Genomic DNA, 21,155 nt, shown 5'->3' with positions numbered 1-21,155 from the left:
ACTGCTGATCTCACCGCCCGACCATGGCGTTTTGTGAGATCGGCCAATCGCTACCATCGAAGCGCTACTCATCCGAGGGACCAGCCCACACGACCCACAGGACGATTGATTTGAACTCGCCAGAACTCGCCCACTGGAATGCCCAAGAAGCACTCGCGGAGGCGATGATCCCGATCATCGGCACCCTGCACCGGGCGAAGGGCGTGACGGTTCTGCTGCACAGCCGGTCGCTGGTGAACAAATCCGTCATCAGCATCCTGCGGACGCACCGCTTCGCACGACAGGTGGGCGGCGACGAGCTGTCGGTCGAAGAGACTTTCCCCTTCCTGCAGGCGCTGGCCGACCTGGACCTGGGCCCGTCGAAGATCGACCTCGGCCTGCTGGTCATGGCCTATCGCGCCAGCGATGCCGGACTGTCCGTGCCCGAGTTCACCGCGCAGGTGCTCAGCGACGTGACCGGTGAAAACAAGATCGAACCGCAAGGGCCGCGGGACGTGGTGCTCTACGGGTTCGGCCGTATCGGCCGGCTCGTCGCACGCCTGCTCATCGAGAAAGCCGGATCCGGCAACGGCCTGAACCTGCGGGCCGTCGTGATCCGCAGCAACGGGGAGGGCGACCTGGCCAAGCGGGCGTCATTGCTGCGCCGCGACTCGGTCCACGGCCAGTTCAACGGCTCGATCAAGGTCGACACCGAGAACAACTGCCTCATCGCCAACGGCAATGTCATCAAGTTCATCCACAGCGATGACCCGTCGAACGTCGATTACACCGAGTACGGCATCGACAACGCGATCCTGATCGACAACACCGGCAAATGGCGTGACCGCGACGGCCTGTCCAAGCACCTGCGCCCCGGGATCGCGAAGGTCTTGCTGACCGCCCCCGGCAAGGGCGACGTGCCGAACATCGTGCACGGGGTCAACCACCGAACGCTCGATCTTGAGCAGCAGATCTTCTCGTGTGCTTCCTGCACCACCAACGCGATCGTTCCGCCGCTCAAGGCGATGGACGACGAGTACGGCATCGCGCGCTGCCACGTGGAGACGGTGCACTCGTTCACCAACGACCAGAATCTGCTGGACAACTACCACAACGCCGACCGTCGCGGCCGGTCCGCGCCGTTCAACCTGGTGCTCACCGAAACCGGTGCCGCCTCCGCGGTCGCGAAGGCGATGCCGGACCTGAAGGCCAAGATCAGCGGGAGCTCGATCCGCGTTCCCACGCCGGATGTCTCGGTGGCGATCCTGAACTTGCAACTGCACCGTGCGACCACCAAGGAAGAGGCCCTGGAGTACCTGCGCCAGGCGTCGCTGTCGGGTCCGTTGAGCCGCAACCTCGACTACACCGCGGCGACCGACGCCGTGTCCAGCGACTTCATCGGCTCACGCGCGGCGTGCATCATCGATGCGAACGCCACGATCGTCGACGACGACAACGTGATCCTCTATGTCTGGTACGACAACGAATTCGGCTACTCGTCTCAGGTCGTGCGCACGGTGCAGTACCTGTCCGGTATCGAATACCAGACGTATCCGCAGATGCGGGCGGGCGCGGAGCAGACGGCCGTGGGCACTCCGTAACAGGCGACGATATCTCGGGATCTCGGTGAAAGCGGTGGTCCGGCAGTGGCATCGGGTGGGCATCCACCCGATGCGTGAAAGGTCTCGATAGGAATCGGACTTACCGCCCGCGCGGTCATTTCATCAACGTGCCGAGAAAACTGGAGCGTCTTCTACAAATGGGGACGCGACCAGTTACAGATCAGGCTCGCCTGCCGATCAACGCCAAGAGCTCAAGAGCTTGAGAGGGGCGGCAGCGATATAGACCGCGATGAGAGCCGAGAATGCCAGCCCTAAGAACGCTGCCGTCATCGCTATGTACATGGCAGTTGCCAGCCGCTCTAAAACACCACTCATGAAGCAACCTCTACAGACGTACTGACACTCTGGCGGTGCGGTCCCGTGATCGGTCATCGCGCACAACGCAGACCTTAGGCCGCTCGCCGGTCGGGTCTGGGTGACGCAATGTAACGGATCCGGTGAACTCGTTGACACTCTGCCAACAGGTCGGATCTGCAATGCCCGCTTCGGTTCATCAGTCTCGGCGTAATCGTCATGTCAGCTCAGCGGCATCGGCATGTCGGAGGTGATGCGATCTCGCTTAGCGTCCAATGCCATGTTCAACGACGGCAGCCAGGGACTCTCGGCACAGGTTTCGACCAGCGGTTTCAATCGCCGACGCTTCCTCGGCGGCGGTGCGGCCGCAGCCGCGGCAGCCGTAGTGGGTCCGGCGCTGCTGGCTGCGTGCGGGTCGGACGCGGGCCCAGGGTCCACACCGGCCACCGTTCCCGCAGATGACGGCACCACGGCTACCGGTGTTCTGCGGGTGTCCAATTGGCCGCTCTACATCGCCGAGGGCTTCGTCGCGGGATTCCAGAAGGCCTCCGGCCTGACCGTCGATTACCGCGAGGACTACAACGACGACGAGGAATGGTTCTCCAAATTCCGCGAACCGCTGTCGCGGCGCCAGTCCATCGGCTGCGATCTGGTGATCCCTTCGGAGACCATCGCCGCGCGCCTGCACCGACTCGGATGGCTCAACGACATCCGGGAGTCGCGCTGGTCCAACAAGAAGAATCTGCAGCCCGGTCTGCTCAACGCGAGTATCGACCCCGGCCGTAAGTTCACCGCGCCGTACATGTCCGGCATGGTCGGGATCGCCTACAACCGGGCCGCGACCGGCCGGGACATCACCAAGATCGACGACTTGTGGGATCCCACATTCAAGGGCAAGGTCAGCATGTTGTCCGATGTCCAGGACGGATTGGGAATGGTCATGCTGTCCCAGGGCAACTCCCCCGAGAATCCCAGTAGTGAATCCGTTCAGAAGGCCGCCGATGTCGTTCGTGAACAGACAGAAAAGGGACAAATCCGGCGGTTCACCGGGAACGACTACGCCAGCGATCTTGCCGCTGGCAACATCGCTGTCGCACAAGCCTATTCGGGCGATATCGTGCAGTTGCAGAAGGACAACCCCGACTTGAAGTTCGTCATCCCGGATTCGGGCGGGACGCTGACCCTGCAGAGCATGGTGATCCCGTATACCGCGGAGAACCAGAAGGCGGCCGAGGCGTGGATCGACTACGTGTACGACAGGCCCAACTACGCGAAACTCGTTGTCTTCACCCGCTATATCCCGGTTCTCACGGACATGACCGACGACCTCAACAAGCTTGACCCCAGCGCCGCCGCCAACCCGCTGATCAACCCGCCGCAATCGACGCTCGACCGCGTGAAGCAGTGGCCCGCGCTCAGCGACGAGCAGACCAAGGAGTTCGCGAGCGCTTACGCGGCGATCACCGGGGGCTGAGATTCAGGGGATGAAGATCGCCTGGATCTGCAGGCCGTGCACCGCGTCCGCATGGGCGACGACCTCGTCGACGCTGCCCCGGTCATGCATGGCGCTGTAGGTCAGCCAGATCGGGACCGGTCCTGTGTCAGGTAATCGCTGTGCCAATGCGTCGACGAGGGACAGCGTGGCGACCTTGGTCGAGAATCCCAACACCAGGCATGCGGTGGCATGGATCTGTTCGAAGGAGGGAAGACCGTTGACCAGACGGCCATCGTCCAGATCCGACATTTCGACTCTGATCGGCACCAGGTGAGGCCGACCGGTCGGCGGGTCAGCAGGCAGTGGACGGCTGGGAATCAGGTCTTGGCGGTGTGAACGGACGGCATCGAACAAATCCATCCGCGAGCCGATGTTCTTCAGCAGCAGCGGCGTGACGCTCAACCGCGGGCGTTCCGCCGGCGAGGCGACCTGCCGTCGGTGGTCGTGGACGAGCGCCGCCGCCGCTCCAGCGGGCACGTCACCGATATCGCTGTCCCGCAGGATCTCTGGCGTACAGCGCCTTCGGTATTCCATCGGAGACTGGTGGAACCAGTCCACAAATGTCCGGGTGAAGTACTTCACGTCGGAGAAGCCACAGGCCGCGGCGATCTCCAGCATGGTGTCGTCAGTGGTGAGCAGTAGCAACTCGGCTCGCGACACCCGCAGAAATCCGAGCAGATCACTGAAGCTGACCGCCGCGACGTCCTTGACCAGATGCGACACATAGGATTTCGAGTAGTGCAGTGCCGCGGCTGTCAGTTCCAGGACATCGCGCCGGTCCAGATGCTCACGTACGAAACCGAGAATGGTGAGGAACTTTTCACGCTGCCCCGCCCGGGGAGCAGCCTCACGGTTGTAGTAATTCTCCAATGAGTAACCGGTGCACAGCAGACGCACCAATTCTTCGCACACCGCGTCTGTCCGCCCCGCGCCGAGATCCGCGGATTCCATTCCGCCGCTGATGAGGTCGAGCAGCATGCCCCGCATCAACGCCTCTTGACGGCGGTAGCGCGGGAGGTCGAACGACTCGCAGGCGAAGATGATCTGTTGGACAAAGGGATCCACGGACTGGAACTGCTCGAGGTCGATGTGGACGAGTGCGGTGACATTGTCGGCGGATCCGCTGAGGAGATGCGGATCGCCTGCATTGATGACCGCAAAGTCGCCGGGTTCCAGTTCGAACGTCTCGCAGCTGACCTGGACGCGTAGCCCGCCCTGCAGCGCGTAGGCGATTTCGACCACACCGGGGTGCCGGTGCAGGCTGGTACGCCGGATCGAATGCACGCCGGTGCGCACCGCTGTGCCTGCAGCGAAGTTGACGACCGACTCGAACATCACCGTGCCGCCCACGCGGGGCGCCTCCATTGCCCCGGCCAGGTGCCGGGCTTCTCCGGTCAGGACGACCGGAGCGCCCAGCGTAACGCCCGGACAAACCGCTACCAAACGAACTGACCGTTTTCCACCGTCAGCTTGCCGTCACAGAAGGTCAGGTAGATGTTCGAGGCGTCGTAGATGACCATGGGGTCCTCAGTCGGGTCGCGCCGCAGCACCAGCAGATCCGCGAGCTTGCCCGGCTCGACGGTGCCGAGCACGTGCGACATTCCAACGGCCTCCGACCCGGTCTGCGTTGCCGCGGTGATGGCCTCGCTGGTCGTCAGCCCGTGTTGGACCAGGGCACGGAATTCGAGCGCGCTGTATTCGCCGTACTTGGTCAGAGGCTCGTAGACGGTGTCGGAACCCAGCGCGATCTTGACTCCGGCGGCCTTGGCGGTCTGGAAACTCTCGACCGCGCGCTTGCTGTACTCCTCGCCGAACTCCTCGTCGTGGTGGTGGTAGTGGTCGCGGTAGAGAAACGCGTCGGGGCGAACCTTGGGCTCGGCGGCCTCGCCGACCGGGATGAAGTCGCGATACCAGTTCACGATCAACTGCAGCGTGGGCACCAGAATCGTGCCCTGCCTGGCCATCTGGCGGGCGAGTTTTTCATCGATGTCCTCGCCGTGCTCGATGGTGTCGCAGCCGGCGTCGACCGCCATCTGGATCGCCTCGCGGTTCTCGGCGTGGCACAGCACGATCGTGCCCTTCTGGCGGTGTGCCTCCTCAACGGCTGCCCGCATCTCATCCAGGGAGTAGTGCACGTCGGCGTTGCGGTCGTGCGGCCAGTTGTCCCCACCGCTCGCCCAGATCTTGATCGCGTCGGCGCCTTCGCGGAGCAGGAAGCGCACGGCCTTGACTATCTCGTCGTGGCCGTCGGCGACCAGGCCCCACACACCGTTCTCCCGCACGTACTCGGGGGTGAACTGAAACAGGTCGGCGTGGCCGCCGGTGCGGGTCAGACCCGGCCCGCAGGCGATGACCTTGGGGCCCGGGATCTGCTGCTCGAAGAACAACCTCTTGAGGTACAGCCCGTTCCAGGAGATGTCGCGGACGGTGGTGAATCCGCGCTTGAGCAGCTGCTGCGCCTCGTAAACCGAGCGCACCGCCCGCATCAACTTCGGCTCGGCGATCACCCCGAGTTCTTGATCGTCGATCTGCGCGCGGCCCCCGGACAGGTGGACGTGGGCATCGATCAAGCCCGGCATGACGTAGTGGCCGTCGAGGTCCAGTTCGGTGATCTCGTCGCAGCGCCGATACTCCGTCATCGGGACGATCGAGTGGATACGTCTGTCCCGGACGACCACGGCCTGATCCGGAACGGGATCTCCGCCGCGTCCGTCGACGACGGTCACGGACAGCAGAGCAAAGTTGTTCTCGACATTCACGATGTAATGGCCTCCGGTAGTGATGTGCGGTTGTCTTCGGGGTCTTCACCGGTGGCGTCCTCCAGACGGAGCGTGACCGGAGGATTCCGAAACCCCTTGGTGGTGAAGGCGATATATACGATTCCCAGGGCCAGCCAGCTCAACCCGAGCAGCTTGGCCGAGGAGTCGACATTGAGCCAGAGCAGCAGGCTCACGACGACACCGATGCCCGGCAGGATCAGGAAGCGCAGCAGGTCCGCACCATGCCGCCGCCGATTGCGGACGAAGTAGTGATTGATCACCGAGTAGTTGACGAGGACGAATCCGGTAAGGGCACCGAAGCTCATCAAAGATGCTGCGCCAGTGAGATTGTCTGCGTAGAACACGGCACTCAGCGCGATCAGCGAGGTCAGCACGATGTTGTTGACGGGCGTGCGGAAGCGTGGGTTGAGCGAACCGAAGAAACGCCTCGGCAGCGCGCCGTCACGGCCCATCCCGTAGAGGATGCGCGACGCGGCAGCCAACCCGGCCATGGCGCAGATGAGGCTGGCGAGGTTGTCGGTCACCAGGAAGACGGTGGACAACGCGTTTCCGCCGACCCTGGTCAGGAGTTCGAAGATCCCGGCGTCCGGGTTCGAGATCTCGGTGTTGGCGCTCGGCCAGGCGATCTGGGTGAAGTACGAGATGATGGCGAACCCGATGCCCGCGGCGATCGGGACGATCATGATGGCTCTAGGCACCGTCTTGGCCGGCTCGACGGTCTCTTCCGCCATGGTGGACACGGCATCGAATCCGAGGAACGACACCGCGAGAATGGATGCCGCCAGCAGCACATTGCCCGAGTCGAAGGTCTGCGGGTTGAACAGCGCGGTGGACGAGAACAGCGTCCCGCTGCCGCCGCCGCGCGCCACATAGAAACCGATCAGGCCGATCAGCGCCACCGAGAACAGCACCTGGGCGGCGATGATCACGGTGTTGATCCGCCCGGTGGCCTTGACCCCGACGATGTTCGTCCACGCTCCGAGGGTGGCGGCTGCGACAACCCAGACCGCGACCGGCACGGCGGGCACGAACTCGTTCAGGTAGATGCCGACGAGCAGGTAGCAGATCATCGGCAGCAGCAGATAATCCACCAGCATCACCCAGCCGGTGAAGAACCCGAGCCACGGGTTGACTGCTTTCTGCACGTAGGTATACGCCGAACCGGCCACCGGGAACGCCTTGACCATGTTGGCGTAGCTGTAGGCGGTGAAACACATGACGACAGTGGTGATTACGTATGCCAGCGCCATCATTCCGCCGGTCAGGCTGGTGATGATGCCGTAGTAGTTGAAGACCACCGTGGGCGCCAGATAGGCCAGTCCGAAGACCACCAGATACCGCAGAGTGAGCACTCGCTTGAGCGTTACGTCGTGCCCCTGCTGGTCTTCGATCGCCATGTCACCTCCGCGTCGGCGTACCCGTTTCCCCGAGTTCAGGCTGGAAATCTATGGGACTTCCCTACCGTCGGGACATGGCTACGACGCTGGATCGACATGACGATTGCGCTCGCTGCCCGTCGCGGGCGCGTCGCCTTCGACATGCCAACGACGCCCCGGCGGTAGGCCCGCCAGGGCGTCGTCAACCAGTTACCCAGTCCGGTTTACGGCTCCCGATTCTCAGCTGCTTCGGCACCGACCCGTTCACCGACCGGCACGGTGATCCGGTCCCGGCACTTCGCATACACGGCGGCCCCCAGGATGCCGAGGCTCACCAGTGAGATGACCATGCTCCAGTTGACGAACCACGGCTGCCCGGGCTGCGTGCGCGGCCACAGCACGTTGACGACCTCGAAGGCCAGCCATGCCGCCGCCGCGTAGGTCACCGGGGCACCCCAGCGTCCCAGGGTGAAGACGCCGGGAACCCAGCGCCCGGCGAGCCGGGTCAGGGCGGCGGCGAAGACGGGCACGGCGAAGGCGATGTAGGGGCCCATCACGGAGAAGTTGACCAGGACGTTGTACAGATCCGAGCCGGCGAACAGCAGGAAGGTGCCGGCGACCACCGCCGTCAGGCCGATCGCAAAGATCGGCATCCGCTCGGGGCCGGCGAGCTTCGACAGCACCGCGGCCCCCGGGAGGGCGCGGTCGCGGGCCATCCCGTAGACGGCCCGGGAGACCGCCGACTGGACCGCCAGACAGGCGGACATGAAGCCGATGACGAACATCAGCAGCAGCGGCTTGGCGATCGAGGAACCGAGCTGCGCCGTCAGCGTCGCCGACACCGGGTCACCGCTCTGCTCGGTGAGCACCGCCGACATGTCCGGGATCGCGAGGATGACCGCGACCGCGGAGTACATCACGATGACGCCGACCAGCAGCAGCGCGAAGACAATCGCCTTCGGGACATTGCGCTCCGGATTCTCCACCTCCTCGGCGATCGAACCCGCGGACTCGAAGCCCAGGAACGCCCATCCCACGAAGGCGACCGCGACGAGCATCGTGCTCAGCATGCTGCCGTGATCTCCCGGGAGGCCCTCGAAGAGAACCGAGACCGGGTTGACGCGGTGGAAGAGCAACAGCACGGTGCCCAGCACGACAGAGCCGACGATCTCGCAGACGATGCTCGCGACGATCATGACCTTGAGGACCTGCCGGCCGATCATGTTGGCCGCCGTCGTGAAGCTGATGACGCCGATCGCCACCGCGCTGAGCACCCACCGGTCGGGCGAGCTGACACCGAACACCTCGAGAATGAACCCCGCTGCGGCGTAGGCCATTGTGGAGAGTGTCAGGGTCAGACCCCAGATGTAGGCCCACGCTGCCGTCCAGCCCCAGGTCGTACCTTTGGCGTGACGTGCCCACTGGTAGACACTGCCCGCGTAGGGGAACCGTGACGCCAACTCACCGAACACCAGCGCGACGAGCAACTGGCCGCACAGCACGATCGGGAAGGCCCAGAAGAATCGGGGGCCGGCGGCGAACAGGCCGAGCGCGAAGATCGCGTACAGGGCCACGATCGGCGAGATGTCGGCGAACGCCAGTGACAGCGCAGCCCGGAAGCTGAAGCCACGGTTGAGGACATCGTGACCGTTCGTGCCGGTCGGGGTGCCCGCACTGTCGGCAATACGCTCCGGGCTGCCAAGTACCACTATTTCCTCCTTGAGGCTGAAGTGGCCCAATCTTGACGAGCGCCAAGACTCCCCAAAAGCCGCATTGAGGCACATCCTGAATCCGCAATTTTGTGCGAATGTCTAACATCCCGCCGAGATGGTGGCCAGACGCCTTGGTAGGGCTGCCGCAGCCGGAGGCCACATTCAGGCGACCTAGATAGTTTGCGAAACGAACGGTTTAGGCGCTCGATCAGCCGCACGGAGCAGATTAGCGGAGACTACCTATACAACCTTTGCTGACAACTGGAGTGCATCCCTGATCCGAGAGTCATGATGGGGCCGAATGATGCGCATCGAACCCTTTAGCAAGGGCGAACGATCCCTTTAGCAACACAATAGAGGCACCCCGTAGCCGGCGCATGAGTGGCCAGGCCACCCTCAAATAATCATTAACGGAGTCGGCACAGCGACAGTGCCCGACCGCGACTGGCGAACCAGCCGCCCGAAACCAACCAGCCGACTCCGCACCCGCCCAGAACGGCGGCAACAAGCAGACCCGCAACCCGGCCAGGTGGCGGTCCCCGGTCCCGCAACCGACCTCGAAGCCGGGCCGACCGGAGCAACACGCGGTCCGACACGACGACGACACTCCGGTACCTCCCCGAAACACACGGCGATACCCGACCGACAAAATCAGCTCTACCTGCAGATTCAGTTAAGCCTCCACGCCCCAACCGGATGTTCGCACGCGGATTGCTGAATCGTCGACGTCGCACCCGACACGCTGACGGCAACGCCCGACAGAGAGGCGCCACGTGCAATTCATGCAAATTCTCACGCCTGCCGCCCTGGCACATATTTCGTCGCGCATCCGCACGAAGCCCCAGATTCAGCTATTCCGAGTTCCTGGCCGCGACACCGGCTCACGGAGCCAGTGCCAACCGCCGGCAAAGTTCCAACAATTGTTTGCCGAAAGATGGCGATACGCCCCGATTGCACATCTGCCGCTACAGATGGTGGGCAAATACGCAGCAAAGGCGAAGAAAGCCGAGAAAACCAAATTCAAAGAATTGGTCGGCTACTTATCTGGCTCTCAGGTACGGTTTGCTCGTCCAAGATCCACACCACCCAAGGGGAAGCCATGGAAGTTGCTGCACGGTCATATCTCACCGCCGGAATCGCGGCGGTCGGAGCGACAGCATTGATTGCTAGTCCGATCGCCCCCACGCCGCCGGACATCACAGTCCGGGCAGACGACCTGTCGGCGGTGTTTTCCGATTACACGCCGACGGCGCTGAGCTCGGCGCTGCTGGGGCTGCCGAGCGCGGCCGCCATCCGTGACGCGATCGGAAACCTCACCCTTGGTGGGCTCGGGGCATTCAACATCGGCTTGGCCGGCGCGGCTGACGTCGCCGGCATCGGCGCGACGGCGTTCTCGGACATTGCGTCATCGATGGCCCTGACGGGACAGACGATGAACACCGCGTTGGTGGCGGGATTCCTCGCCGCGATCGGTTTCGAGATCCCAGCCGGTCAGAATGCCTCGGCAGCGGCGACCACACTGGTCAGCACGGCGGACATCCGCGACGCCATCGGGAACCTGACACTCGGCTTCCTGACGGCGGTCAACGCCGGCCTCGGTGGGCTGGCCGATGTGGCCGACATCGGCGCGGTGGCGTTCTCGGACATCGCCGCCTCCCTGGCGCTGACCGGACAGACCGTCGCGACTGCGCTGACCGCAGGGTTCCTCGCCGCCATCGGTTTCGAGATGCCGGCCGAGGGAGGTGCGGCCACCGCAGCGGCGGCGAGAACCATGGTCAGCACCAACGATCTCCGCGACGCCGTGGGCAACCTGACCATGGGCTTCCTGACGGCGGTCAACGCCACCCTGGGCGGGCTGGCCGATGTGGCCGACATTGGCGCCGTGGCGTTCTCGGACGCCGTGACGTCCCTGGCCGTCACCGGGCAGACGGCCGCGACCGCGCTGACGAATGGGTTCCTGGCCGCCATCGGCTTCCAGCTCCCGCACTCGGCGACAACGGCCGCAGCGGCAATGGTCAGCCCCGGCGGTATCCGTGATGCCGTCGGCAACCTGACGCTGGGTTTCCTCGGCGCCTTCAACGCGGGCCTTGGCGGGCTGGCCGACGTGGCCGACATTGGCGCCGTGGCATTCTCGGACATCGCCGCCTCCCTGGCCCTGACCGGACAGACCGCCGCCACCGCGCTGACTGCCGGGTTCCTGGCCGCCATCGGCTTCCAGGTCCCGACCGAAGAGCAGACCAGCCGACTGGCGGCCGCAGCGATGGTCAGCCCGAGCGGCATCCGCGACGCCGTCGGCAACCTGACGCTGGGTGGTCTGGCGGCGTTCAACGCCGGCCTGGCCGGGCTGGCCGACGTGGCCGACATTGGCGCCGTGGCATTCTCGGACATCGCCGCCTCCCTGGCCCTGACCGGACAGACCGCCGCCACCGCACTGACTGCCGGGTTCCTGAACGCGATCGGCTTCCAACCGCCGGTGTCGCAAGCCACTGCGACAGCCGCAGCCTTGGTCGGCCCGGGCAGCATCCGCGACGCGGTGGGCAACCTCACGCTGGGTGGTCTGGCGGCGTTCAATGCCAGCCTGGCCGGGCTCGCCGACGTCGCCGACATTGGCGCCGTGGCATTCTCGGACATCGCCGCCTCCCTGGCCCTGACCGGACAAACCGCCGCCACCGCACTCACCGCCGGATTCCTGACCGCCATCGGCTTCCAGGTCCCCCAACCGAAAGCACCAGAATCGGTTGGGCCGGCATCACTTCCGCAGGCCAAGACGTTGGTGAATGTTTCGGTGCCGAAGGCTGAGGTCGCCAAGGACGATGTCGTCGATGTCAAGCAGGTAGCCACCGAAGTCGCGGTGGAGAGCACCGGAGCCGTCAAGGAGGTGACTGTCAAGGATGTGGATGGCGCCGTCAAGGTCGTGAACGAAGGGGCCGTCAAGGTCACCGATGGGGGCACCGAGACCACAACGGTCACGGTGAAAGATGACACCGTCAAGGAAGTCAAGGAAACCGAGAGCGGCGGTGCCGGCCAAGCCACCGGGTCGGACACCGGCAGTGGCAGTGGCAGTGGCAGTGGCAGTGGCAGTGGCAGTGGCAGTGGCAGTGGCAGTGGCAGTGGCAGTGGTTCGACCGATAGCGGCACCGAGGCCGGGGGTGCTACGGGCGGCGACAACGACACGCCTGCACCCACGAAGCGGGCTGAGCGCAAGCAACTCCGCAACCAGCAGAGCCAGGACCGCAAGACGACCCGCCAGGAACAGAAGGCCGACCGGGCGGATAACCAGCAATCCACCCGGGCCGAGCGCACCACCGAGCGCAAGGCCCAGGCTGCCGAGCGCAAACAGCAGCGGCAGGCCGACAAGCAGGAAAGGAAGACGCAACGCCAGCAGCACAACGGCTCCGGCAACGGCGGCTCCAATAGCGGTAGCTCCGAATAGGAGATAGACGTACCGGGTAACTCCCCCTAACGCACCCGGTACCGGCCCCGTTTCCAGTGGCGCCCCAACGCAGCCACAGGAGACGGGGCCATTCCGTGCTTCGGACGAAATCTGCACGGCACGAACGAATGTGGTCCGACCGTACACATCAACGGAGAGCCACACAGGCCTGCCCGCTAGGCCGCTTCGTGCCCGGTCTTGTCCGGCTTGCTGGTGTTAGTGCCGCCGCTCTTTTGGCTAGGACTGTCGGACTTGGTGGATTTGTCCTGTCCGACGCTGCTGCCAGGCTCGCTGGCGCCTCCCGATCTAGTACCGGTTGCGCTGTGGTCCTTCTGACCGGTTTGGTCGCGCTTGACGGTCGTGGCAGGTTTGGCGGTGACGTCCGATTTGGTTGTGTCGTCGGTCTTGGTGCTGGTTGTACTGCGGCCCTTCTCGTCAGTTTTGTCGTCCTTGACGGTGCTGCCGGGCTTGGCGCCGTCCGGCTTGGTTGCGCTGTCGGACTTGGCAATGCGGGGCTTGGTGGTGGCGTCCGGCTTGGCGCTGTCGTCCTTCTTGGCGTCCTCGGCGCCGTCCAGCTTGGCTGACGCCGGCTTGGTGGGCGCGGCATCGACGTTGCCTCCAGCGGTGCCCGCGTCGGTACGCACTGACGCTGCCGTGGATGGCTCATCCTTGGGGGCGGCGGATGCCGAGGGGGCCGTGACAGACACCGCCGTCGCCGTTGCGGTTGCTTCCAGTTCCGCGTCCGTGCCCGGCAGCACATCCGCCGGGACCGGCTGCAGGAGGGGCTTTTCCGGTTTCGGCGTCGTCTCGGCCTTGACCGAGGGGGCATCGGCCGTAGTGGTGCTCGGCTCGGCTACGGACTTGGGTTCCTTCGCGGCTTTGAACTCGGCGGTCTTCAGTTCGCTCGTCTTGGGCTCGCCGGTTTTCAGCTCGCTCGTGTTGGGTTCGCTCGTCTTGGGTTCGGCCGGTGCGGACTTCTCGGGCTCCTGCGGTCGCTTGATGCCCAAATCGTTGAGCGCGTCGTTGACGCCCTTCTGGATCGCGGTATCGAGGTCGGCCGCGAGTTTCTTGAGGTCGATGTGGCGAAACAGTTTGGCGCTGGTAGGCACGCCCATGTTCTCGGGCGTGCGGTCGTAACCGAGTTCGATCAAGGTGCGCAGCACCGGCTCGATCAGATGGATCAGTGCAGGGTGAACGCCAAGATCGCGCAGAGGCTGCAAGATCGGGAGGTTCTGGGTGCGCACCCGGTAGTAGGTCGTATTCCCTTGGGTGTACGACTCGTAGGTGCTCGGATCGTCGAGATTGACCTGGTCCGGCCCGTAGTAGGGATGCAGCTGGAAGTACCCCATGAAGGCGTTGATGTCGGCCAGCAGGTTCAGCGGGTATTCGGGGAAGTCAGCAATCAGGTCGTACTCTCGGGCCACGTCGATCGTCTTGTATTCGTCGTCGGGGGTCGCGCCGTCGAACATGACGTCGAGGATGGGGACGTACAGACCCGGGAACCGCGCCAGAATTCCGCCGTTGGGCCGGTTCGGATTGGCGAGCAACAGAAATGACAGATCGTCCGGCGACGGCAGACCGGTGGCGCCCTGTGAACGTAGATAGTCAAGATGCCGCTTCTCGCGGGTAGCAATGGTCCCGCTCTGGGAGTAGCCGACCACCACCTTCTTCCCCGGTGTGGTCCGGATGTCGTTGTCCAGGCTGAGCACGCCCAGAGCCACCGACTCACCAAACGTCATGTCGTTTGGACCCGTTGCCGGCCAAAAGTGCTCAGGTGTCTGCACCCACTTGAAGTCCGGGTCGGGCAGATGCAGATAGGCGTCATTCACGGCGTTGCTGAACGACTGGCTGGGAGTTTTCATCCCGGTACCACCCATGATCAGCGCGGTGGTCGCGGTCAGCTGGATCAGCGTCGTTGCGGCCGATGCCACTGTGAGGACAACAGTCCCCAGCACGGCGACAAGGGCAATGAGAAGCCCGCGGATTGTGCGCATGTTCGACCCTTCTAGTGCCGGTGTGAACCGTCCGGGGGCTCGATTCCCCGATTTCTGGCCGAAGTCTGCACAAATATAAACACTGCTGTCTATAGTTCGGGAAGAAGTGGTGCTTTCGCCCTGCGGGACGGGAGATATTCAGGGCCGCAACGTTGTTCGAACGAATCAAGTACCGCGATCCACTACTGAAAAACGAAGTGGGGCAGCAATGAAGCGCAGCCACGTGTTGGAGTCGGCGCCGTCAGCCCGTGCGCTGGAGGTGATCGGGTCGCGTTGGACGATCCTGATCGTGCGGGATTTGTTGGCCGGTCCCCGCAGATTCACCGATCTTCAGTCGGCACTGCCTGGCATCGCCCCGAGCATGCTCACCGACAGACTCCGAAACCTTCGGGAATGCGGGGTAATCCGGCAGGTCAGACTTCCGGCGCCGTCCGCCGCGTCGGTGTATGAACTGACGGATCTGGGCCAGGCCTTGCGGCCCGTCGTCGATGAACTCGATGGCTGGGGAATGCTCATGTTAGGGCTCAAACCCGGCAACCGGTTTCGTCTGGCCTGGTTGCTGCAATGCCTGGAAGCGTCCTTTAGGCCGGCGCTGGCGCGGCATCTGTGCGAGACGTACGAGTACCGCATTGGCGAGGATGTGTTCCATATCCGAATTGACGACGGGACCGCCCGCGCGGGCCACGGGCCGGCCCACGATCCTGCCTTCAGCATGGAATCCGATGTCGGCACTTTCCTGGCGCTGGGGGCGTCGGTGACCGTAGTGGAAGAGGCAGTGGCACGCGACCTGGCCCGGCTGACCGGTGACATGCGGGCCGCCGAGCGTGCGGTCGCGCTCCTTGGGCCCAACTTCGATGCAGTGGGCGGCGACTGCGGAATTCTGGGTGCCGTCAGGTCGACCTTCAATAGCGTTGCTGCGCAAGGTATTTACGAGACCTATGAGTTCCGCGTGGGCGAGCAGACGTTCCATGCGCGGGTGTCGGACGGCGCTATCGAGATGCATCTGGGCCTTGCCGAGGACGCTGCGGTGATCCTGGCGACTGACCTGTATTCGCTGCTGGCGCTGGGGGCTGGCCTGCAGCCGGCGCCGCGTGCCGCGGCCGAGGGCTCGGTAATTTTCAGCGGCGACCGCGATGCGCTGAGCCGGATGGCCGCCGTGTTCGGCCTTCCGACGTCGAACTAGCCGGCCAGTTCGGGCAGTACCGTCAAGATCGGTCCCGCGAGATCCATGATCGGGTCGTAGAGGGCGAGAATGGCTGACGGTCCATCCGTCATCAGGCGCGAGGAGACGAGCGCCACGATCGCTCCGACAAATCCCTCGCACACCGCCCGCTGCCGTTCTGTCGATGCGCCGAAGTTCGAGGCAATCAGCTCCGCGATCGCGCGATTGGTGGCGAACCGGCGCGCAGTCAGTACCGGCCCCACGGCATGCGATTCGATCAGAAAGAACCTTGACAACTCGGGGTCGCGCGCCAGCGCGTGCAGATAGGACTTGATCGCACGGCCCACGAGCTCCATGGGTTCCCCCGCTGCGCTGAACTCGTCACCGACCCCGCGGGATACTTCCGTGGCGACATGGTCGTAGGCAGCGATGAAGCACGCCTCCTTGTTGTCGAACATTTCATAGAAGGTGAGTCGGGAAACTTTGGCCCGCTTCAGGATGTCGGCAACTGATGTTGCAGCGTAACCCTTTTCGGCGGCAATCTCGGTGGCAGCCACGAGCAAGCGGCCGCGTTGCGATGTGACCACCTCGTCGCGGGAGAGTTTGTGGAGCCCGCGCGGCAGCGGTTCGTGCTCACGCTGTGGAGTTCGGCGCTTCACGCATTGATGGTATCGCCGGCAGCCATCCCAGCCGCACTCGCCACAGGATCCGAACTCCGAGATCCGGTACTCCTCGCCAAGGCTTCACAACCGCGGGATCATCGATCGGGTAGGCCCAAATACACCGACCGACGCCGTGTGGCAGGGTGCACCCGGCGGCGAGGAAGCGGAGGTCAATTACGGTGCAGGAAAGCGATGAAGGGTCAGACCGGTCGGTGACGATCGTGAGCGCGTGCCTGAGTGGAATCCCTTGCCGATATGACGGGCGAGCGCGGCCCGACAAAGACGTAATCGATGCCGTTTCCGCTGGCGAAGCGCTGCCGCTCTGCGCCGAAGTGCTCGGCGGACTTCCCACACCTCGGCCTGCAGCGGAGATCGTCGGCGGCGACGGCCATGACGTGCTCGACGGGCGTGCGCGAGTGGTCTCTGTGCACGGGGACGACCTCACCGACGCTTTCATCGCCGGGGCCAAGGCAGTTGCCGACACCGCCATCGAAAAGGGTGCGCGTCGCGCCATCCTGCAAGCACGCAGCCCGTCATGCGGTTGCGGATCGATCTACGACGGAACGCATTCCGGTGCCCTCCACCCTGGCGATGGCGTCGTTGCGGCCGAACTACGCCGCCGCGGCATACACGTTGAAGAACGGTCGGGTGACAGCACCGTCGAGACCCCGGTGGTTCCGCCGCCGCTCAACAGCTCCAACTGCGATTCCTGATCATCACCCGATGCATCACAGCCTCGCCAGGAAACGCTTCACATCAAGGCTCAGCGTTCTCACAGCCACCCACTGCCAGCCTGAGGTATACCGATTGCCGCTCCACATGAGCGGCCGAAACCTCCGTGAAAGGTATTGATGGACGTGACTGCCCGACGAGAAGCGGTAAACCTGATCATCGGTGCGTTGATGCTGGTAGCAGCGGCGGTGACGGTCGCAGAGGCCCAAGAACGGGCACCACACGCACCGGCGGCATCGGTCGGCGAGCACCAGAATCCCGCCGACACTGTCGAGGTAGTGCTGCCCGGCAACTGATGGGCGGCACGGTGACCTGTGACAGGCTGACCAGGTGAGAGTGCTGTTGATCGAAGACGAGCCAAGCCTGGCCGAAACGATCACCGCCGGCTTGCGCGCCGAAGGGTTCGTCGTGGTTGCCGTCGCCGACGGTGTCGAGGGCTTGTGGCAGGCCACCCACGAGCAGTTCGACGTGATTGTGCTCGACATCATGCTGCCCGGCCTCAACGGTTACGAGGTGCTGCGCAAGATGCGCGCGGAGCACACCTGGACCCCCGTGCTGATGCTGACCGCCAAGGACGGCGATTACGACCAGACCGATGCCTTCGACCTGGGCGCCGATGACTATCTGACCAAACCCTTCTCGTTCATCGTGCTCACCGCCCGCCTACGAGCCCTGATCCGCCGGGGCGCCCCGCAACGCCCGGTGGTGCTGACCGCCGGGGAGATCTCACTCGATCCAGCACGCCGTGTCGTGCACCGGGCCGGCGAGCCGGTGTCGCTGACCCCGCGAGAATTCGCTCTGCTGGCATATCTGTTGCGCCACAAGGACACTGTGCTCACCAAAACCGATATCCTGCACAACGTGTGGGACAGCCACTACGACGGCCCCGACAACGTGGTGGAGGTGTATATCGGCTATCTGCGGCGCAAGATCGGCGCGGACACGATCACCACCCTGCGTGGAGCCGGCTACCGGCTGGAATCCGGCGACTTCGCCAACGGCAACTGAACCGTCACTACCGTTCCCCCGACGGCCTCGCTGTCACTGATGATCACGCTGCCATCGTGCGCTGCCACAATCTCGGCGACGATCGCCAGTCCCAGACCGGTGCCGCCGCCGCGGCGGGACCGGTCGGAATCCAATCGGACGAATCGCTCAAAGACCTTGTCGCGCTGGTTGACCGGGATACCCGGACCATCATCGATCACCTGCACCACCGCGTTGTCCCCTTCGGCACGAACTACGACCGTCACTTCGGTGGCGGCGTGGCGTGCGGCATTGTCGGCCAGGTTGCGCAGCACCCGCACAAAGCCGTCGGGATCGACGCTGGCCTTCACCGCCGACAGCTGAGCCGTAATCCGCAGTGTGGTTTCGCGTTTGAGTCGCGCAACCTCGGCGGCGGCCAGATCGTCGAGGTCAACCTCGACGCGGCGTAGCGGTAGCCCATGCTCGTCGGCGCGGGCCAGCAGCAGCAGGTTCTCGACCAACGACTGCATCCGGCGCGCCTCGGGCAGCAGCGCTGTGGTGAGCAAGGTTCTGTCCAAGGCATCGGGATGGGTGACCCCGATCTCCAAGGCGGACACCACCGTGGCCAAGGGGCTGCGCAATTCGTGGGAGGCGTCCCCGACAAATCTGCGTTGTGCGGCATTGCCGGCCTCGATGCGGGACAGCATTTCATTCATCGTCACCGCCAACGCCGAAATCTCATCCGATCTGCCCGAGACCGGCACCCGCTCAGCGAGATCGGACGCACTGATCTCGGACACCCGCGACCGGATCGCCTCCACCGACCGCAGCGACCGGCGCACCAACAGGTAGGTGACGATCGCGGCGACCGCAGCGACGATCGGGGCGGTGATCGCAAGCATCCGCACGACGGTGGACATCATCAATTCGATCGGCTCGATGCCCCCGCCCACCAACACCGTGTACGGGCCACCTTCGCGGGAGGTGGCCGTGACAGTGCTGACTCGCACATCGTCATCATCAGTCGCCAAGATCCCGACGCGGGAATCATTGCTCTGCAAGGGAATCAACGGTGTCTTAGGCGCCGCATCCGACCGGCGCACCACAGTTCCGGTAGTGTCGACGATCTGCACGGCCACGATCCGGTGATCGGTGTCCATCAGCACCGACTCCACTTCATCAGGCGGTTCTTTTCGCAGCACATCGGCTACCGACTGCGCGCGTGCGACGGCGGCGTTATCGACATCGGCGCACATCAAGCGGTAGAGCAATACCGCCGAGACCGACCCCACGACCACCAGACCGGCCAACACCACGATCGCGGCCACCGCCCCCGACCGCACTGCGATTCCACCGAACCAACCGCGCCATCGGCTCAGCATCGCCAGCAGCGCCCGACGATCAGTCGCCTTCGACCCTGTATCCATAGCCTCACCAATTGCCAGAGTAGATTGCCCGCCGTCGTTGCCCGACTGGCAGCAACGGCCCAGGCCGGAGCGCTCAGCTCAAGGATGCCAGTAGGGCGTCAAGCGAATGCGTCTCAGTCGCGGGATCGGGTTGGGCCGCTCGCAGAGCGGTGAGAACACCGTCGATCTGGCCGTCCAGTGCCGTCCAGGTGTCAGCGTCCATCGGCTGCAGCGCGCCTTGACGTTCGTCCCAGGCGGTTTCGAGGTCCTTGATCCGTACGGTCGCGCCGGTCTGATCGCCACCCTGCAGCTTCGTCAGCGTGTCCTGAGCGATGGTGCGAAATGTTGCGATGTCCGCCGTCGGGAAATGCGCAGTGGCCTGTCCGGGCGACAGTACCGTGACCGACGTGGAGACGTTCGCTTCCTCTTCGTCGGCAGCGGCCGTTTGGTGCGGCTGCCCGGCCGCCCAGACGAGAAGCGCCCCGGTGACCGCAGCCACCACCCCGAAGTAGCCGAGCATCGCGTGCTCACGGGCCGGACGTGTGACGGTCGGGGGCTTCGATCCTGTCGGCGCAGTCGCCGCGATGACATCGACCCTGCTGCGCGTCAGATACAGGACGGTCGCGGCGATTGCTGCCAGAAAAACCACGCTGGTTACCGCAGTACCCAGACCGAGGCCGTGTTCGGTTGCCGGAGTGGCGAACCAGTCGCCCAAATTGGCGCCCAGTGGCCGGGTCAGAATGTAGGCGAGCCAGAAGGACAGCACGTTGTTTGCACCGCACCGCCAACCGACGACGACGGCACCGATCAAGGCGGCAGGCAACAGTACCGAGATGCCAGGTCCCCAGCCGGTCAGCTGCAGTACCCAATCGCCGACCGCCGTGCCCAGCGCGAAGGTAACGAGGACCGCGAGCCAATAGAACAATTCGCGAGGCGTGGTGACAATGCTGTGGATCGACAGGGTCCGTTCCCGCGCGAACCACACCGCGAAGACTATGGCGAGCGCGCCTGCGAAGACACTTGTACTCACCGCGAGTGGCACTGCGAAGGTGTCGGTGAGGATGTCGGTGTACAGCGTGCCAGTGACGCTGAGAACCACGACCGTCAACCAATAGACAAAGGGCACATACCGTTCGAGCCGCAGCTGCCACATCAGGACAGCGGCAAGCACCACCGTGAAGATCAGCGCAGTGGCGATCAATCCGACGCCCAGCGACATATTGATCCAGTCGGCGAAGCTCTCGCCAACGGTGGTGCAGAGAATCTTGATCACCCAGAACCACACGGTGATTTCGGGGACCTTACTCACCATTACACGGGTGACCCTGCCGGTCCCATTTCTCGTCGTCTCCGTCACGACCGGCAACGTACCGACCGCTAGCTGAACGCTCGCTGAGGAGCAAAATGTCAAGAGTTGAGGATCGAACTCGCGGGATGGTGTCGACTTCAGCGGGACGTGATGGGCGACCCGCCTGATCGGGCACGATCACGCGCTGACTACTCATGCTGTGGGGCGCCGCGTTGCTCAGCCATCGCCAACAA

At 64.2% G+C, this 21,155-nt stretch carries 15 protein-coding genes; 7 read left to right on the top strand and 8 right to left on the bottom strand.

Annotation, left to right across the window (positions count from 1 at the left end; translation table 11 throughout):
* The first annotated feature begins 110 nt into the window (after positions 1-110).
* Positions 111-1,580: a glyceraldehyde-3-phosphate dehydrogenase gene (locus tag EYZ64_RS02825; protein WP_135451767.1), complete on the top strand. Its 1,470-nt coding sequence runs from the start codon at positions 111-113 to the stop codon at positions 1,578-1,580.
* Between the two features lie 595 nt (positions 1,581-2,175).
* The gene (locus EYZ64_RS02820) at positions 2,176-3,369 is read left to right on the top strand and encodes a polyamine ABC transporter substrate-binding protein (protein ID WP_135451766.1); all 1,194 of its coding nucleotides are present in this window, start codon (positions 2,176-2,178) and stop codon (positions 3,367-3,369) included.
* Between the two features lie 3 nt (positions 3,370-3,372).
* Here EYZ64_RS02820 and EYZ64_RS02815 read toward each other — a convergent pair whose 3' ends face one another.
* From EYZ64_RS02815 to EYZ64_RS02800, 4 genes are all read right to left on the bottom strand, one after another.
* Complete coding sequence (locus EYZ64_RS02815; RefSeq protein WP_167857685.1) at positions 3,373-4,740, bottom strand: AraC family transcriptional regulator; 1,368 nt, start codon at positions 4,738-4,740, stop codon at positions 3,373-3,375.
* An 86-nt stretch (positions 4,741-4,826) separates the two neighbouring features.
* The gene (locus EYZ64_RS02810; protein ID WP_135451764.1) at positions 4,827-6,149 is read right to left on the bottom strand and encodes an amidohydrolase family protein; all 1,323 of its coding nucleotides are present in this window, start codon (positions 6,147-6,149) and stop codon (positions 4,827-4,829) included.
* The gene (locus tag EYZ64_RS02805) at positions 6,146-7,567 is read right to left on the bottom strand and encodes an APC family permease (RefSeq protein ID WP_135451763.1); all 1,422 of its coding nucleotides are present in this window, start codon (positions 7,565-7,567) and stop codon (positions 6,146-6,148) included. Before EYZ64_RS02805 ends, EYZ64_RS02810 begins: the two co-directional genes overlap by 4 nt.
* 203 nt (positions 7,568-7,770) lie before the next feature.
* Positions 7,771-9,255, bottom strand: a complete 1,485-nt coding sequence (locus EYZ64_RS02800; protein WP_286174581.1) for an amino acid permease — start codon at positions 9,253-9,255, stop codon at positions 7,771-7,773.
* Between the two features lie 1,102 nt (positions 9,256-10,357).
* On the opposite strand from EYZ64_RS02800, the gene EYZ64_RS32180 reads away from it, so the two are divergent.
* Entirely contained in the window at positions 10,358-12,691 is a 2,334-nt protein-coding gene (locus EYZ64_RS32180) for a KIAA2012 family protein (RefSeq protein WP_135451762.1), read from the top strand.
* Positions 12,692-12,867: 176 nt separating this feature from the next.
* On the opposite strand, the gene EYZ64_RS02790 is transcribed toward EYZ64_RS32180, so the two are convergent.
* Positions 12,868-14,685 (bottom strand): PE-PPE domain-containing protein, encoded by a 1,818-nt coding sequence (locus tag EYZ64_RS02790; protein WP_135451761.1) that lies wholly within the window; start codon positions 14,683-14,685, stop codon positions 12,868-12,870.
* Positions 14,686-14,911: 226 nt separating this feature from the next.
* Between EYZ64_RS02790 and EYZ64_RS02785 the strand changes: the two genes are divergently transcribed.
* Complete coding sequence (locus EYZ64_RS02785; RefSeq protein WP_210115453.1) at positions 14,912-15,868, top strand: winged helix-turn-helix transcriptional regulator; 957 nt, start codon at positions 14,912-14,914, stop codon at positions 15,866-15,868.
* Here EYZ64_RS02785 and EYZ64_RS02780 read toward each other — a convergent pair.
* Complete coding sequence (locus EYZ64_RS02780; protein ID WP_167857683.1) at positions 15,865-16,404, bottom strand: TetR/AcrR family transcriptional regulator; 540 nt, start codon at positions 16,402-16,404, stop codon at positions 15,865-15,867. The two genes, EYZ64_RS02785 and EYZ64_RS02780, sit on opposite strands and share 4 nt — an antisense overlap.
* A gap of 326 nt (positions 16,405-16,730) precedes the next feature.
* Between EYZ64_RS02780 and EYZ64_RS02775 the strand changes: the two genes are divergently transcribed.
* From EYZ64_RS02775 to EYZ64_RS02770, 3 genes are all read left to right on the top strand, one after another.
* Complete coding sequence (locus EYZ64_RS02775; RefSeq protein ID WP_286174580.1) at positions 16,731-17,222, top strand: 2-thiouracil desulfurase family protein; 492 nt, start codon at positions 16,731-16,733, stop codon at positions 17,220-17,222.
* Between the two features lie 144 nt (positions 17,223-17,366).
* Positions 17,367-17,537 (top strand): hypothetical protein, encoded by a 171-nt coding sequence (locus EYZ64_RS31930; protein WP_167857644.1) that lies wholly within the window; start codon positions 17,367-17,369, stop codon positions 17,535-17,537.
* A gap of 34 nt (positions 17,538-17,571) precedes the next feature.
* Positions 17,572-18,249, top strand: coding sequence for a response regulator transcription factor (locus EYZ64_RS02770; protein ID WP_135451757.1), 678 nt, complete (start codon positions 17,572-17,574; stop codon positions 18,247-18,249).
* Here EYZ64_RS02770 and EYZ64_RS02765 read toward each other — a convergent pair.
* Positions 18,210-19,634 (bottom strand): ATP-binding protein, encoded by a 1,425-nt coding sequence (locus EYZ64_RS02765; protein WP_135451756.1) that lies wholly within the window; start codon positions 19,632-19,634, stop codon positions 18,210-18,212. The genes EYZ64_RS02770 and EYZ64_RS02765 overlap by 40 nt on opposite strands.
* A gap of 73 nt (positions 19,635-19,707) precedes the next feature.
* Positions 19,708-20,925 carry a COG4705 family protein gene (locus tag EYZ64_RS02760; RefSeq protein ID WP_210115451.1) on the bottom strand — a complete coding sequence of 406 codons (1,218 nt, stop codon included), beginning with the start codon at positions 20,923-20,925 and terminating at the stop codon, positions 19,708-19,710.
* Between the last annotated feature and the right edge of the window lie 230 nt (positions 20,926-21,155).

Source organism: Mycobacterium sp. DL99 (assembly GCF_004762045.1).
Taxonomy (GTDB): Bacteria; Actinomycetota; Actinomycetes; order Mycobacteriales; family Mycobacteriaceae; genus Mycobacterium.
Note: the sequence above shows the minus strand (reverse complement) of the source record. Positions and strands in the feature narration are given on the sequence as shown.

Coding starts and splice junctions, on each gene's coding strand:
- EYZ64_RS32180 (WP_135451762.1), top strand. CDS start 10,358: ATGGAAGTTGCTGCACGGTCATATCTCACCGCCGGAATCGCGGCGGTC.
- EYZ64_RS02760 (WP_210115451.1), bottom strand. CDS start 20,925: ATGGTGAGTAAGGTCCCCGAAATCACCGTGTGGTTCTGGGTGATCAAG.
- EYZ64_RS02790 (WP_135451761.1), bottom strand. CDS start 14,685: ATGCGCACAATCCGCGGGCTTCTCATTGCCCTTGTCGCCGTGCTGGGG.
- EYZ64_RS02765 (WP_135451756.1), bottom strand. CDS start 19,634: ATGGATACAGGGTCGAAGGCGACTGATCGTCGGGCGCTGCTGGCGATG.
- EYZ64_RS02805 (WP_135451763.1), bottom strand. CDS start 7,567: ATGGCGATCGAAGACCAGCAGGGGCACGACGTAACGCTCAAGCGAGTG.
- EYZ64_RS02820 (WP_135451766.1), top strand. CDS start 2,176: ATGTTCAACGACGGCAGCCAGGGACTCTCGGCACAGGTTTCGACCAGC.